The organism is Terasakiella brassicae, from assembly GCF_014641495.1.
GTDB lineage: Bacteria > Pseudomonadota > Alphaproteobacteria > Rhodospirillales > Terasakiellaceae > Terasakiella > Terasakiella brassicae.
Map to the genome: position 1 here is coordinate 119,583 of NZ_BMHV01000006.1, position 14,467 is coordinate 134,049.

General features: G+C 49.2%; 13 protein-coding genes. 11 read left to right on the plus strand and 2 right to left on the minus strand.

Annotated features, from left to right (window positions below; all coding sequences use genetic code 11):
• The first annotated feature begins 171 nt into the window (after nucleotides 1-171).
• Both purH and IEW74_RS05790 read left to right on the plus strand, forming a co-directional pair.
• On the plus strand, nucleotides 172-1,743 hold the full coding sequence (purH, locus tag IEW74_RS05785; protein WP_188662655.1) for a bifunctional phosphoribosylaminoimidazolecarboxamide formyltransferase/IMP cyclohydrolase: 1,572 nt from the start codon (nucleotides 172-174) through the stop codon (nucleotides 1,741-1,743).
• A gap of 360 nt (nucleotides 1,744-2,103) precedes the next feature.
• Nucleotides 2,104-2,427, plus strand: coding sequence for a heavy metal-binding domain-containing protein (locus tag IEW74_RS05790; protein ID WP_188662657.1), 324 nt, complete (start codon nucleotides 2,104-2,106; stop codon nucleotides 2,425-2,427).
• Between the two features lie 51 nt (nucleotides 2,428-2,478).
• Here the strand turns inward: IEW74_RS05790 and IEW74_RS05795 are convergent, their stop codons facing one another.
• Nucleotides 2,479-3,702 carry an RsmB/NOP family class I SAM-dependent RNA methyltransferase gene (locus IEW74_RS05795; protein WP_188662660.1) on the minus strand — a complete coding sequence of 408 codons (1,224 nt, stop codon included), beginning with the start codon at nucleotides 3,700-3,702 and terminating at the stop codon, nucleotides 2,479-2,481.
• Nucleotides 3,703-3,767: 65 nt separating this feature from the next.
• Entirely contained in the window at nucleotides 3,768-4,685 is a 918-nt protein-coding gene (gene htpX / locus IEW74_RS05800; RefSeq protein ID WP_188662662.1) for a zinc metalloprotease HtpX, read from the minus strand.
• Nucleotides 4,686-4,770: 85 nt separating this feature from the next.
• Between htpX and IEW74_RS05805 the strand changes: the two genes are divergently transcribed.
• The 9 genes from IEW74_RS05805 to IEW74_RS05845 all read left to right on the plus strand — a co-directional run bounded on the left by IEW74_RS05805 (nucleotide 4,771) and on the right by IEW74_RS05845 (nucleotide 14,454).
• Nucleotides 4,771-4,980, plus strand: a complete 210-nt coding sequence (locus IEW74_RS05805; RefSeq protein WP_188662664.1) for a DUF1674 domain-containing protein — start codon at nucleotides 4,771-4,773, stop codon at nucleotides 4,978-4,980.
• A gap of 100 nt (nucleotides 4,981-5,080) precedes the next feature.
• Nucleotides 5,081-5,518 carry a thermonuclease family protein gene (locus IEW74_RS05810; RefSeq protein ID WP_188662666.1) on the plus strand — a complete coding sequence of 146 codons (438 nt, stop codon included), beginning with the start codon at nucleotides 5,081-5,083 and terminating at the stop codon, nucleotides 5,516-5,518.
• Between the two features lie 65 nt (nucleotides 5,519-5,583).
• Complete coding sequence (locus tag IEW74_RS05815; protein WP_188662668.1) at nucleotides 5,584-7,002, plus strand: hypothetical protein; 1,419 nt, start codon at nucleotides 5,584-5,586, stop codon at nucleotides 7,000-7,002.
• Nucleotides 7,003-7,095: 93 nt separating this feature from the next.
• Nucleotides 7,096-8,112 carry an NAD-dependent epimerase gene (locus IEW74_RS05820; RefSeq protein ID WP_188662670.1) on the plus strand — a complete coding sequence of 339 codons (1,017 nt, stop codon included), beginning with the start codon at nucleotides 7,096-7,098 and terminating at the stop codon, nucleotides 8,110-8,112.
• Entirely contained in the window at nucleotides 8,109-9,395 is a 1,287-nt protein-coding gene (locus tag IEW74_RS05825) for a nucleotide sugar dehydrogenase (protein WP_188662679.1), read from the plus strand. The genes IEW74_RS05820 and IEW74_RS05825 overlap by 4 nt, the downstream gene beginning before the upstream one ends.
• Before the next feature lie 14 nt (nucleotides 9,396-9,409).
• A complete protein-coding gene (locus IEW74_RS05830) occupies nucleotides 9,410-10,534 on the plus strand; it encodes a glycosyltransferase family 4 protein (protein ID WP_188662681.1) in 1,125 nt (374 codons plus the stop codon).
• A gap of 22 nt (nucleotides 10,535-10,556) precedes the next feature.
• Nucleotides 10,557-11,555 carry an MraY family glycosyltransferase gene (locus IEW74_RS05835; protein WP_188662684.1) on the plus strand — a complete coding sequence of 333 codons (999 nt, stop codon included), beginning with the start codon at nucleotides 10,557-10,559 and terminating at the stop codon, nucleotides 11,553-11,555.
• Nucleotides 11,548-12,492: a UDP-glucose 4-epimerase family protein gene (locus IEW74_RS05840; RefSeq protein ID WP_188662686.1), complete on the plus strand. Its 945-nt coding sequence runs from the start codon at nucleotides 11,548-11,550 to the stop codon at nucleotides 12,490-12,492. Before IEW74_RS05835 ends, IEW74_RS05840 begins: the two co-directional genes overlap by 8 nt.
• Nucleotides 12,493-12,552: 60 nt before the next feature.
• A complete protein-coding gene (locus IEW74_RS05845; protein ID WP_188662688.1) occupies nucleotides 12,553-14,454 on the plus strand; it encodes a polysaccharide biosynthesis protein in 1,902 nt (633 codons plus the stop codon).
• Nucleotides 14,455-14,467 lie beyond the last annotated feature (13 nt).

The following is a 14,467-nucleotide window of genomic DNA, read 5'->3' on the forward strand; positions in this document are numbered from 1 at the left end:
TATATTCTAACAGTTGAATTATGCAATTTCTATTATGCAGAAGTGTAATAATAGAAATTCTGCCAAAGGCACGATATTTCGCATTGCAGACTTAACAAGTGCCCCTACATCTGGTATGAGGTGCGCCATATATTCCAACCCATATTATTTTGTAGGAGCTTGGGTCGTATCATGGCTACTCCCATCCGTCGCGCATTGCTTTCCGTTTCCGATAAAACCGGCCTTGTTGAGTTCGCTCAGGCCCTGGCAGACAAAGGTGTTGAGCTGTTGTCCACGGGCGGCACGTTCAAAACATTGAAAGATGCCGGTATTCCGGTGATCGAGGTTTCTTCCCATACCGGTTTCCCGGAAATTATGGATGGTCGTGTCAAGACCTTGCATCCTAAAATCCACGGTGGCTTGCTGGCCCTGCGCGACAATGACGAACATGTCGCCGCGATGGCAGAACACGATATTGCCCCGATCGATTTGCTGGCGGTCAACCTGTATCCGTTCGAATCCACTGTGGCGGCGGGTGCGGATTTTGATACCTGCATTGAAAATATCGATATCGGCGGGCCAGCGATGATCCGCGCGGCAGCAAAAAACTGGCAAGGTGTCTGTACCGTTGTGGATGTTGAAGATTACGCGCTGGTTTTGGAAGAGCTAAACGCAAACAACGGCACAACCGAAGCATTCCGCAAAAAAATGTCGGCAACGGCTTATGCGCGAACAGGTGCTTATGATGCGGCCATTTCAAACTGGTATGCCAAACAGCTGGAAATTGATTACCCGAAACGAAAAGTCTTTGCCGGGGAATTGAAACAAACCATGCGTTATGGCGAAAACTCCCATCAGTCTGCGGCCTTTTATGTCACAGGCGAAAATCGCCCCGGTGTGGCAACGGCAGAACAGTTGAACGGTAAAGAACTGTCTTATAATAACGTCAACGATACGGACGCCGCTTTTGAACTGGTGTCTGAATTTAAAGACGATACGGCCTGTGTGATTGTTAAACATGCCAACCCTTGTGGCGTGGCTGTCGGTGATAACCTGAAAGACGCTTACCTGCGCGCTTATTCGTGTGATACCGAAAGTGCCTTTGGCGGGATCGTGGCCTTTAACAAAACATTGGACGGTGCAACGGCAGAAGAATTGTCAAAAATCTTCCTCGAAGTGGTGATTGCCCCGCAAATTGACGAAGACGCACTGGCGATCCTGTCCGGTAAGAAAAATGTCCGTGTTTTGCAAACTGGTGGCATGCCCAATGCAGGCGATACGGCAGATATGGTCAAAACCATGTCTGGTGGTTTGTTGGTGCAATCCAAAGACAACCAGATTTTCTCCGATGATTTCAAGGTTGTGACCGAACGTCAACCGACAGAAGCGGAAATGAAAGACCTGCGTTTTGCCTTTACGGTTTGTAAGCATGTGAAATCAAACGCGATTATTTATTGCAAAAACAACATGACCGTTGGTGTTGGCGCAGGTCAAATGAGCCGGGTCAATTCTTGCCGTATCGCGGCTTTTCGCGCGGAACAAGCGGCAAAAACCGCTGGGGATTCTGAAAGTTGGGCAAAAGGGTCTGTTGTGGCCTCTGATGCGTTCTTCCCGTTTGCGGACGGTTTGATCGAGGCAGCTGAAGCCGGTGCAACAGCCGTCATCCAGCCGGGTGGTTCTATCCGGGATGAAGAAGTCATTGCCGCAGCCAACGAACGTGGTCTTGCCATGGTCTTCACCGGGATGCGCCACTTCCGCCACTAAGGCGAAGAAGGGTATTATCCAAAGACAAAAAGAGCCTGCCAGAAATGGCAAGCTCTTCAGATTATTGACAAAGCCCCTAAACTGTCATCCCCGACCCTGATCGGGGATCCATCTTTGCTCAATGAGTAACATCTAATCCATTGATTTTAAATGGATCCCGCGTCAAGCGCGGGATGACGGCTTTTGGTCAATTATTTACTGAAAACACTTTGTCAGCAGTCTGAAGAGCTTGCCAGAAATGGCAGGCTCTTTTTTTTGTTTATGAAAATGGCCTGCATGTCTTGTGCCTTTTCTCCTTCCCTCTCGTTGTGATCCTGCTATTCTGTTGTGAATTGTTTTTTGATTTAAGGGATGGAAGATATGATCGTAACCACGACCGATAGTGTTGAAGGCAAATCTGTAACGCAATATTGCGGGATCGTTTCCGGTGAAGCCATTTTGGGGGCGAACCTGTTTAAGGATTTCTTTGCCGGGATCCGTGATGTGGTGGGCGGTCGATCCGGTGCCTATGAAAAAGAATTTCGCAAAGCCAAAGAAGCCGCCTTGGCTGATATGAGGGCGGAAGCACAAAGTTTGGGGGCCGATGCGGTTGTTGCGGTTGATCTGGATTACGAAGTCATCGGCGGCGATCAAAAAACCATGTTGATGGTGTCTGCCAACGGCACGGCGGTAAAGCTGGGTTAAGTGATATAATTTATAAAGAGAAATCCCGGCTTAAGGCCGGGATGTTTCTTTTCAGGATGTTCGTTTAACTGCAACGGCGAAGAAACCGTCACCACCTGCACCGGGCAGGTTGCGATAGACATCCCCGATTTGTTCAAAATTAGCATGGCCTTTCAAGAAGGCTTTTACCATCAGTTCGCCTTCTTCGGGTTGCAGGGAACAGGTGCAATAAACGATGGTGCCGCCTGTTTTTACCCAACGGCTTGCGCGGTGCCAAAGGGTGCCCTGAATATCGGCCATTGCGCGGATATCGTCTGATTTTTTTGTCCATAATCCGTCCGGGTGGCGGCGCAAGGTGCCGGTTGCGGTGCAGGGCGCATCCAGCAATATGGCATCAAATTCACAATCCGGTTCCCATTCCATCAGGTCTTTGGTCAGAATGTCTGCCTTCAGATGGGTGCGAGCCAGATTTTCTTCCAATTTTTTCAAACGGTTGGTTGATTTATCAACAGCGGTTACGTTTGCGCCAAGGGCGGCAAGCTGCATGGTTTTACCACCGGGTGCTGCGCAGAGATCCAGCACGGTCTTGCCTTTGACATCGCCCAACAGGGTGACGGGATGGGTGGCAGCCGCATCCTGTACCCACCATGATCCATTGCCATAACCGTCCAGTTCCTCAATCCGCCCACCAATGGGCAAACGGATGCTGCCGTTGGGCAGAATTTCCCCGTTTAAACGCTTGGCCCAAATGGCGGCTTCGTCGTTGTATTTTGGGGTAATGTCCAGCGGGGGTTCTTTGAGATGTGCCAGAGCAATGGCTTGGGCGGCCTCTTCGCCATAGGCGTTTTTCCAGCTTTCGATCAACCAGATGGGAATATTTTTTTCTGCGATAAAGGCCGGGGCAAATTCTTTTTCAGCTTGTTCACGGTCAATCCGGCGCAGGACCGCATTGACCAGCTTTTTATACTGCATAAAATCGACCCGCCCGGTCAGAATTTGTGCTTCGGACAAAACCGCATGCGCCGGTACATGCATAAAATAAAGCTGGGCGACGCCAAGACGCATCACGTTCAGAATATCACGGGCCGCCCCTTTGGGTCGTTTTTCCAGACATTCATTGATTAAATGATCGATAAAACCCTTATGACGCATGGTTGTGGTCAGAAGCGCGCGGGAAAAAGACTTGGCTTTCGGCGTGAGCTTATCCAGATGGGGATGCGAATTAAAAGCCTCGTCCATCGGGCGTTTTTTACCCAAAACCTGACAAAGTACATCATAGGCGATACGACGGGGCATAGGGCGGACTTTCATTTAAATAAAAAGGAAACTGTCCGCCTTATACTCTACAATTTTCAACGATGCTAGCCCCACGGTCCTTTTGCCGGGCCATTATGACTGTCGGGAATGCGCGAACGGTTGGTGCGGCGCGTGGGTTGTGCTTGGGCCATTTTTTTGAGGGCGGCGATACGGTTTTCCATATTGGGGTGGGTGGAAAATAAACTGTCGGTTTTGCGTCCATGCAACGGATTGACAATAAACATATGGGCGGTTGCCGGATTATTTTCCGCCGTATGATTATCAATGAGAGAAGCCCCTTGATGCATTTTGTTCAAGGCACTGGCCAGCCACATGGGTTGCCCGCAAATCTCGGCCCCGATGCGGTCGGCTTCATATTCACGGGTTCTGGAAATCAGCATTTGCACCAGCATAGCCGCCATTGGGGCGAGGATCATAATTAAAATCCCGCCGATGGGACCCAGTGGATTATTGCGGTTATCACTGGACCCGCCAAAGAAAAAAGCGAAGTTTGCCAGCATGGAAATAGCCCCGGCGATTGTGGCGGTGATGGTCATAATCAAGGTATCGCGGTTTTTAACATGGGCGAGTTCGTGCGCCATAACGCCTGCGATTTCTTCAGGTGACAGCATGTTCAGCAAGCCCGTGGTGGCGGCAACGGCAGCATTTTCAGGATTGCGCCCGGTGGCAAAGGCATTGGGTTGCGGGTTTTCCATGATATAGACCTTGGGCATGGGCAGGTTGGCCCGTTTGGCAAGGTCTGCGACCATTTTATAAAATTCCGGTGCGCTTTGGGCATCGACGGGTCGTGCGCCATACATACGCAAAACGATTTTATCGGAATTCCAGTAGGAAAAGGCATTCATGCCCAAGGCAATGACAAAGGCAATGACCATGCCGCTTTCGCCACCGATCATATATCCGATCGCGAGGAACAAACCGGTCATGCCAGCCAGTAACAAGGCGGTGCGTGCGTAGCTCATAGGCTCTAATTCCATTGCAAAATTACTGAACACTGAGTATTTAGGGAGAAAGAACTTAAATCCGCAACCCCTTTGAGGTTCCGTCATGTCTGAAACATCCGAAAATAAGCCAAAATTTACAGCAACCGACGTTGTACGCAATGAAGATGGTCGTCCCATTGCCCCGCAACCGGCCCGTAAATTTGAAACAATGGCGGATCAGGAAGATAAACCGGCAGAAGTTGGCGGACGCGAAGGCCCAGACCCGACCCGTTTTGGCGATTGGGAAAAAGGCGGCCGCTGTGTCGATTTTTAAATAATATTTTAGCATTGATCAAATACACTTATTGGTGTGTAGATAAAATTATACCCGTTATGATATATTTTTGTTGTCGTCAGGATGGCAGGAATGATCAATGCGGCCAGTTTTCTTTCTTATCATATCAATGTGCATGATGTTGTTGGCAGAGAAGGCTGAGGCCAGGGATGTTCTGCCCGGTCCGATCCGTGCCGAGGTTTTGCAGGTGATTGATGGCGATACATTGGATGTTCGTGCGCAAATCTGGCTCGGACAGTATATTCAAACCCGTGTACGGTTATCCCAAATTGATACACCGGAATTACGTGGGCGGTGCGCGGCGGAAATGGATCGCGCGCAGCAGGCAAAGAATGCGCTGACAGACATTGTCAAATCTCGCAAAATCTGGTTAAAAAATATCCATTATGGCAAGTATGCGGGCCGGGTTTTAGCGCAATTGGAAACCGATCAAGGGGTGGATCCGGTCGCATTCCTGATCGAAAAGGGGTTGGCGCGACCCTATGACGGTAAAAAACGCCGTTCATGGTGTCCGTGATTTTTATTCCATCTTAACAGTCTTTGCGCTATCCCTAGTGCTGAAGGTGACGCACGGATACGTTAATGGTTTCGATTTTCAACCAATTTGTCGACTGGTTTTTAAAGCGCGAAGAAGGCACTGACGAAGAAGGTCAGGGGCCGTTGGCGCTTATGCAGGATATCGGTGACGTCCATGTGTTAATCGCCGAGCCTGAAGGAAAATTTGCCAGTGATGAAGCCAAGGAAGCCTTGCTTCAAGGGCTTGTTATCCCCTTAAATGAACGTGTTGGATTATCTGCGCGTCGTACGGCCCATGTTTTTAAGCGAACCAATAAAGGAACGTTGGAAAATCAATTTGAAGATGTTCTGCGGGATGGGCGCGCGTTATTGCAAAAAGAAGGGGCCGACCTGTTGATCTGGGGCAAGGTGGAACCTGAATTACAGTCTGTGCGGTGGTATTTTTTAAGTGGGATTGTGGGAAATGCCAATTTGGGCATGCCCGGTTTTGCCGAAAACCTGTTGGTGCCGTTTGAACCGGATATGGGATCACTGGACGTTTTGTATGCGGCCATTTTTGCCGCCTGTGTGCCGTCTCATCCCAGTCAGGCGTTGAAGATCGGTGAACATTTATTGAATGCGGTTGATCCGTTGACCAGATTACCTGCCGGATTAAGCCCGCGTAAAACCAGTCAGCCGGTGAAAGTTTCCACAATGGGCATGTGTGCGGTTGTTCTGGCCAATATTGCGCGCCGTGCCAAGGAACTTGGCTGGTTTGACCCGGCCTTGAAAGCGTTTAAGACTTGGGAAGACTTGGTTGAAAAAGACAAAACGCCGCAGGAATGGGCCTTGGTCAATAATCATTATGGTTGGTTGTTTGAAGAAATGGCTGCCCATAAGGACGATAAGCAGGCGGCAGAACATATTGAACAGGCCATTCGCCATTTTGAAGGGGTTTGCACTGTTTTCACCCCTAAATCCTATCCGTTGGAATGGGCCGCTGTTCAGATGCGTATCGCCGGTATGTGCGCGCGCATGGGCCGTAGTTTAAGCGAGCCGGATTATCTGCAAAAAGCAGCACGTTATTTTAAAAAATCTTTGGATGTTTATACACAGAAACGATATCCGCTGAATTGGGCTGATGCCATGTCGCACATGGCAAAGGCGTTGATGTTGCATGGACAAATGGTGAAAGGTGCGCAGTCATTGGAACAAGCCGGTGTGGCCTTTCAGGCGGTGTTAAAAGTCTATACACCGGAAAAATATCCCGCCCAATGGGCGAATACGCAAAATAATCTGGGGGCAACCTTATTTGCCTTGGCCAAACGTGACCCGTCAACGGTTGCCTGGATCGAACATGCCCTGATGTGTTTTAACGAAGCGCGGGCCTATTATGCGGAAAACGGCAAAGTGCAATTGGCGCATGTGATCGACAAGAATATTTTGCGGGCACAAAGCCTGAAAGAACAGATTGAAGAAAATATTGAAAATGATTTGTTAAATTAGGCCGGAAAAACGCTGAATTCGTTATTTACCCTTCTTCCCCTTGAAGCTATGATGCCGCCAAGCTGAGCTTCGCATAAGGAAAATCTTAAAAACATGAAAGTCCTCGTTACAGGAACGGCCGGTTTTATCGGTTATCATCTGGCTGAAAAATTAATCGCCAACGGCCATGAGGTGATTGGTATTGATTGTGTCACCGATTATTACGATGTTTCCTTAAAAGAAGCGCGTCTGGCCCGTTTAAAACGACATGCGGCGTTTACGGAAATTCGCGAAGATTTGGCCAATGCCGAGGTCATTATGCAGGTTTTTGCCGATCATAAACCGACCCATTGTGTGAATTTGGCGGCACAGGCAGGCGTGCGCTATTCGCTGGAAAACCCGGCAGCTTATACCCATTCAAACATTGACGGTTTTCTCAGCATTTTGGAAGCGTGCCGTCATCATCCGGTGGATCATTTGGTCTTTGCCTCGACCAGTTCTGTTTATGGCGGCAATAAGAATATGCCGTTTTCCGAACATGACAGTACCGAACATCCCATGACATTGTATGCGGCAACTAAAAAAGCCAATGAACTGATGGCCCATAACTATGCGCATTTGTTCAATATTCCGGCAACCGGAATGCGCTTTTTCACGGTTTACGGGCCGTGGGGGCGACCGGATATGGCATTGTTTTTATTTACCAAGGCTATTCTTGAAGGCAAGCCGATCAATGTCTTCAATCATGGGAATATGGAACGCGATTTTACCTTTGTCGAAGATATCGTTGAAGGAATTTTCCGCCTGTTGTCCAAACCGCCGCACAAAGATGAAAACTGGGATGCCAAAAACCCGGATCCCTGTACCAGCGGCATTGGTCCCTATCGTATCGTCAATATCGGGAATTCGCGCTGTGAAAAACTGACCCGCTATATCGAAGTGTTGGAAGAAAAACTGGGCCGCAAAGCAGAAAAGAATATGTTGCCCATGCAGGATGGCGATGTCCCGGCAACCTGGGCGGATACAAGTGAATTAAATAAAATTACCGGCTATGCCCCCAACACCAGCATTGAAGAAGGTGTCGGTCGGTTTGTTGAATGGTATCTTGATTTTTATAATGTGGACGTATGATGCATAATCGCAAAATTGCCGTTATCGGCCTTGGATATGTGGGGTTGCCGGTTGCCGTGTCTTATGGGCGGGCGGGTTATCAAACCATCGGTTTTGATATTGATCAGGGCCGCGTTGCGGAATTGAACACTGGCTATGATCGTACCGAAGAAGTGGATGAAGGCGATGTCTTGCACGACAGCCTGACCTATACATGTGATCTGGATGAATTGCGCAAGGCCGATTTCTTTATCGTGACCGTTCCGACCCCGATTGATGATGCCCATCGTCCCGATATGGGGGCTGTTTTGGCGGCCTCGCGCACAGTGGGTTCTGTCTTGAAAAAAGGCGATATCGTTGTTTATGAGTCCACCGTTTATCCCGGTGCAACAGAAGAAGAATGCGTCCCGGTTCTGGAACAAATTTCCGGCTTGTCCAATCAAGGTGATTTTGCGGTGGGTTATTCGCCGGAACGGATCAATCCGGGCGATAAGCAACACCGTTTTGAAACCATCTTGAAGGTGGTGTCCGGTCAGGATGCAGACACACTTGATATCGTGGCGAAAGTTTATGAGTCCGTTGTCACGGCGGGCGTTTATCGCGCGGCGAACATCAAGACGGCAGAGGCCGCAAAGGTGATTGAAAATACGCAACGGGATTTAAATATCGCTTTCGTCAATGAATTATCGCAAATTTTCGAACGTGTCGGTATCGATACCCACGATGTTTTGGAAGCTGCCGGCACAAAGTGGAATTTCCTGAAATTTACACCGGGTCTGGTGGGCGGTCATTGTATCGGTGTGGATCCTTATTATCTGACGCATAAGGCCGAACAACTGGGCCATCATCCGCAAGTGATCTTGGCAGGGCGCCGTGTGAATGACCGTATGGGATATCATATCGCCATGCAGGCGGTCAAAATGCTGATGAAGCGCGGGCGCAAGGATGATCCGGTCGTGACTATTTTGGGTCTGACATTCAAAGAAAACGTTCCCGATCTGCGTAATTCCAAAGTTGTGGATATTATTACAGAATTGCAGGATATGGGCATTCAGGTCCAAATTACCGATCCGTGGGCGGAAAAAGACGAAGCCCATGAAGAATACGGTGTAAACCTGATGGATGAAAGCGACCTTGCGCCAGCCGATGTGGTGATCATGGCGGTATCGCATCAGAAATTCCTTGAGAAAGGCTGGGCACTGCCTGTTTCCTTGTTGAAAGAGAAGAAAGGCGCGGTTATTGATATTAAATCCTGTCTGGATCGCAATAGCTGCCCGGCAGATATCGAACTTTGGCGCCTGTAAGCGAGGCATCTGCCATGCAGCCTAAAGCCCTGATCGTTGTTTCGGAAGATTGGTATTTTTTATCCCATCGTCTTCCTTTGGCAAAACGATTGAAGGCAGAAGGCTATGATGTGGCACTCGCGTGTCGTTTTTCTGACAAGCGTGCAGAAATTGAAAACCACGGCGTACGCTGTTTTTCTGTGAATTTTCAACGTGATGGCATTTCACCACTTAAGGCCTTAAAAACGGTTTCGGCTTTGCGTGCGATTTATAAACAGGAACGCCCTGATCTGGTGGTCCATGTTGCCTTGTTTACCGTGCTTCTCGGTACAATAGCGGCTATTTTCTCACCGGCTAAAAACGTACTAAACCTTGTAACCGGGCTTGGATTTTCCTTTATTTCCAATAGCCTGAAAGCCCGTGTCATTCGCACAGTTGTCTCGATTGCCTTTCGGGGGTTTGCATGGACAAAGAAGGTGAATATGCTGGTCCAGAACCGGGATGATCTTACCTTGATGTCGGGGTTTGGGTTTTGCGAAGATCGTAATCTGTTTCTGGTGCGTGGTTCCGGTGTGGATGCGGTGCATTTTTATCCCGCACCGGCCCTTCCCCAGCCGCCTTTAATCACTTTTGTCGGGCGTTTGTTATGGGCAAAAGGTGTGGGGGAAATAATCGAGGCCGCCCGGTTATTAAAAGAACGCGGACAAGATATCCGTATCGCGCTTGTCGGTGATATTGATGCGCTTAATCCACAAAGTGCATCACAGGACGATCTGGAAAGCTGGCAAGCCGAAGGATTGGTGGAATGTTGGGGGCGACGAACGGATATTGCCGATATTTATCGCCAATCCACCGTGGCTTTATTGCCGTCATGGCGCGAAGGGTTGCCCAAAAGCCTGTTGGAAGCCGCCGCTTGTGGGCTGGCGATGATTGCAACTGACGTGCCGGGCTGTCGCGAGATTGTACGGGATCAGGAAAATGGCCTTTTGGTTCCGCTTCAAGATAGTGTTGCTTTGGCGAATGCGATGGAACGCCTCGCCAATAACCCTGCCCTTTGCGCAGAATTTGGTGCCGCAGCGCGTCGTTTTGTCGATGAAGAATTAAACGATCAGGCCATCATGGATAAAACCATGTCTGTTATTCATCAGATAACGGCTTAATGGGCAGAATTTGGGAGACGTTATGCACTATCTGACCATTTTCATTGCTGCTTTGATCCTCAGTGTGCTGGCAACCGGCGGCGTGTTGGCCTATTTACGCCATAAGGCCATTCTGGATCATCCCAATGAACGCAGTTCCCATTCCATACCGACACCGCGTGGCGGGGGGATCGGGATGTTATTCGTTATTCTGCCTGCCTTGATTGCGATTAATTTTTTCTGGGAAAACCCTTTAACGATTGCGCCGTTTGCCTTGGCTGGTGCGCTGGTGCTGGCCCTGTTATCGTGGTTGGACGATTTGCGTGATTTGGGGGCCGGAGTGCGTTTTGCGGTGCAATTTATCTGCGTCGGGTTATGTGTCTTTTTCCTACCCCCCAGTGAGACAGGTTATATTGGCGGCTTTATGCCCCTGTGGCTGGAAAAAATCCTGCTGGTTCTGGGTTGGGTCTGGTTTATCAATCTCTTTAATTTTATGGATGGGATTGATGGTATTTCCGGTGTTGAGATTGCTTCTATCGGGGCGGGGCTGGCCCTGTTCGGCTTTGTTTTGCATCTGGGCGATAGCTTTATTCTGACAGCCCTTGTTTTATGCGCATCTGCCCTTGGTTTTTTGAAATGGAACTGGCATCCCGCCAAGGTTTTTATGGGTGATGTCGGGAGTATCCCGATCGGCTTTCTTTTGGGCTGGATGTTGATTTTGTTGGCCGGGCAAGGCTTTGTTCTGATTGCGGTGTTAATTGCGCTTTATTATATGGTGGACGCAACGTTCACCTTGATCAAACGCCTGCTGCGCGGGGAAAAGGTCTGGCAAGCTCACCGGGAACATTTTTACCAACAGGCAACGCAAAAGGGTTTGCGCCATGATCAGGTCGCGTTGCGTATTTTGGCGCTGAATGTTGTGTTGATAGCTTCGGCTTGGGTGGCTTATGACGTCACTTTGTTGGGCGGACTGGCCTTGGCAATTCTAAGCGTCACTGTTTTGTTGTTCCATTTTAAAAAAGGATCGCAAAACGATGTCTAATATTCTGGTGACAGGGGCCACAGGCTTTGTCGGGCAGGCTTTGTGTCAACACCTGTTGAGGCACGGGCATCGGGTTGTTGCGACTTATCGAACGCATAAAACCGATTTGAATTGTGACTGGCTTCAAATCGGCGATATGGATGGAAAGACCGATTGGAGTGATAAACTCACCGGGATTGATGTGGTTATCCATCTTGCTGCCCGTGTTCATATGATGCAGGAAGACGCGAGCGATCCCTTGGCGACATATCGTTCGATCAACCGGGATGGGACCTTGTGTCTGGCAAAAGCGGCACAGGCCCAAGGGGTAACGCGCTTTGTCTTTTTAAGCACCATCAAGGTGAATGGAGAAAAAACGCAAAAAGGTCAGCCCTTCGGGGCGGTAATTGATCAGCCCCCTGTTGACCCCTATGGTCTGTCAAAATGGGAAGCGGAAGAAGGTCTGCGCGCTTTGGCACAACAGACAGAACTGGAAGTTTGCATTCTGCGCCCGCCGTTGGTTTATGGCCCCGGTGTCAAAGCCAATTTCCTCAGTTTTTTAAAATTGGCAAACAAGGCCCTGCCTGTGCCGTTTAAATGTCTGCACAATAAACGCAGCCTTGTGAATGTGGATAATTTGGCGGATGCATTGATGGTATGCAGCCAACATCCGAACGCGGCCCATAAAACCTATTTGATCAGTGATGGGCATGATTTAAGCGTGGCTGACATGTTTGCCTTGATGGCGCAAAAACTGAAACGCCCTTGCCGGATGATCCCGGTTCCTGTCTTTGTTCTGAAAATATTGGGAAGAATAACGGGCAAATCAGCCGCGATTGATCGGTTGACGCAAAGTTTGCAAGTTGATGGACAAACCATCCAAAAAGAATTGCACTGGACCCCGCCTGTTTCGGTGGAAAGCGGTTTTGAAAAGATGGTGAGTTGGTATAAAGGTTGAAGTCAGCCTGAAAACAAGGTACTTGAATTATTCGGTTTTTCTTTAGTCTGCCGGGATGTCATGGCGTTTACTTTTAGCAAAATACCCGGGCGCGGATGGGTTGCCCTGTTCCATGATCTGTTGATGACGGCAGTGTCGTTTAATGTCGCGCTTTATTTGCGACTGGGTAATGATTTCCATAATTATCTGGAAGTTGTGCGCACGGGCACGCCCATTCTGGTTATTTTGGCGGCAGCTGTCTTTTATCTGATGGGGCTTTATAAGGGAATTTGGCGTTATGCCTCCATGCGTGATTTGATCGCCATTACCAAATCTGCCAGTATTTTGATCCTGATTTTCGCGCTCGTGATGTTTATGACAACGCGATTGGAGGCCCTGCCCCGTTCTGTGCCTGTCATCAACTGGTTTGTCTTGATGGCTTTGTTGGGAGCGCCGCGTTTTATTTATCGCATGCTGAAAGACCGTCGTTTGGATTTGTCCCATTTGGTCAGCGAAACCCCCAGAATTCCAGCACTTCTGATCGGGGCGAGCGATGGGGCGGATTTGTTCCTGCGCGCCATTGAACGCAATCCTAACATCCCTTATCAGCCTGTGGGTCTGGTGGCAGAAAAAAAATCACGCGCGGGGTTGGACATGTTGGGTGTTCCCGTTTTAGGGACATTGGATGAATTGCCCGATATTATTGCCAGCTTGGCAAAGAAGAATAAAAAGCCGCAGCGCCTGATTTTAACGAAGGACGATTGGCCCGGTGAAAAAGTGCGTAAATTGTTGGCTTTGGCGGATGAATTGGGGGTTCCCTTGTCACGTTTGCCCAAGATGACCGATTTGCGCAGCGGTCAAGTGGATCAGATTGAGGTCCGCCCCATTGATGTGGAAGATTTATTGGGGCGCCCGCAGAAGGCCTTGGATAAATCGCTGCCTAAGGATTTGATTTCCGGTAAAAAAGTCTTGGTAACCGGGGCTGGGGGCTCCATCGGGAGTGAACTTGTCCGCCAGATTTGCAGTTTTGATCCTTGCGAGATTTTGTTGTTGGAGGCCTCGGAATATGCACTGTATACCATCGATATGGAAGTATCGCGCACCTTCCCGGATTTAAAACGCCAGGCCTTAATTTGTAATATCCGTGATCGTTATCGCCTGAACGATATTTTCGAAACCAATAAACCGGACTTGGTGTTTCATGCAGCGGCCCTAAAGCATGTGCCCTTGGTGGAAGAAAACCCGGTGGAAGGGATTTTGACCAACGCGATCGGCACCCGCAATGTGGCAGACGCCTGCGTGGCCCACGGTGTTCAGGCAATGGTGCAGATTTCCACCGATAAGGCGGTGAACCCGACGAATATTATGGGGGCGAGCAAACGCATTGCCGAAAGTTACGCGCAGGCCTTGGATATTAAAAAAGCCGGATGTCGTTTTACGACCGTTCGATTTGGCAATGTGTTGGGATCAACCGGATCGGTTGTGCCCTTGTTTGAAAAGCAGTTGCGTGCGGGTGGACCGTTGACCGTCACGGATAAAGAAATGAACCGTTTCTTTATGACGGTCCGCGAGGCGGTGGAACTGGTTTTACAAGCCGCCGTTTTGGCGCAAAAAGACAATGTGCTGGATGGGAAAATCTGCGTTCTGGATATGGGGGAACCGGTTAAAATTCTTCATTTGGCGGAACAAATGATTAAATTATCCGGTTTGCAACCTTATCAGGATATCGATATTCAGTTCACGGGTTTGCGCCCCGGTGAAAAACTGTATGAAGAGATTTTCCACGGGGATGAACCGCCAACGCCCTCTACCCAAGAAGGCATTTTAATTGCCACACCGCGTGTGCTGGATGTGGATATGTTGGCGCAGACGTTGGATCGTATTGAAACCAAATGTCGCAATCGCGATACAATCGCCGCCTTGTATGTGGTTAAGGAACTGGTGCCGGAACTGGACCATCCGTTTTTTAAAGAACAGGCTTAAAGGCGTTTTTCTT

Bases quoted from the DNA above. Each gene is read 5' to 3' on its own strand.
- purH (WP_188662655.1), top strand. From the start codon at position 172: ATGGCTACTCCCATCCGTCGCGCATTGCTTTCCGTTTCCGATAAAACC.
- IEW74_RS05790 (WP_188662657.1), top strand. From the start codon at position 2,104: ATGATCGTAACCACGACCGATAGTGTTGAAGGCAAATCTGTAACGCAA.
- IEW74_RS05795 (WP_188662660.1), bottom strand. From the start codon at position 3,702: ATGCCCCGTCGTATCGCCTATGATGTACTTTGTCAGGTTTTGGGTAAA.
- htpX (WP_188662662.1), bottom strand. From the start codon at position 4,685: ATGAGCTACGCACGCACCGCCTTGTTACTGGCTGGCATGACCGGTTTG.
- IEW74_RS05805 (WP_188662664.1), top strand. From the start codon at position 4,771: ATGTCTGAAACATCCGAAAATAAGCCAAAATTTACAGCAACCGACGTT.
- IEW74_RS05810 (WP_188662666.1), top strand. From the start codon at position 5,081: ATGCGGCCAGTTTTCTTTCTTATCATATCAATGTGCATGATGTTGTTG.
- IEW74_RS05815 (WP_188662668.1), top strand. From the start codon at position 5,584: ATGGTTTCGATTTTCAACCAATTTGTCGACTGGTTTTTAAAGCGCGAA.
- IEW74_RS05820 (WP_188662670.1), top strand. From the start codon at position 7,096: ATGAAAGTCCTCGTTACAGGAACGGCCGGTTTTATCGGTTATCATCTG.
- IEW74_RS05825 (WP_188662679.1), top strand. From the start codon at position 8,109: ATGATGCATAATCGCAAAATTGCCGTTATCGGCCTTGGATATGTGGGG.
- IEW74_RS05830 (WP_188662681.1), top strand. From the start codon at position 9,410: ATGCAGCCTAAAGCCCTGATCGTTGTTTCGGAAGATTGGTATTTTTTA.
- IEW74_RS05835 (WP_188662684.1), top strand. From the start codon at position 10,557: ATGCACTATCTGACCATTTTCATTGCTGCTTTGATCCTCAGTGTGCTG.
- IEW74_RS05840 (WP_188662686.1), top strand. From the start codon at position 11,548: ATGTCTAATATTCTGGTGACAGGGGCCACAGGCTTTGTCGGGCAGGCT.
- IEW74_RS05845 (WP_188662688.1), top strand. From the start codon at position 12,553: ATGGCGTTTACTTTTAGCAAAATACCCGGGCGCGGATGGGTTGCCCTG.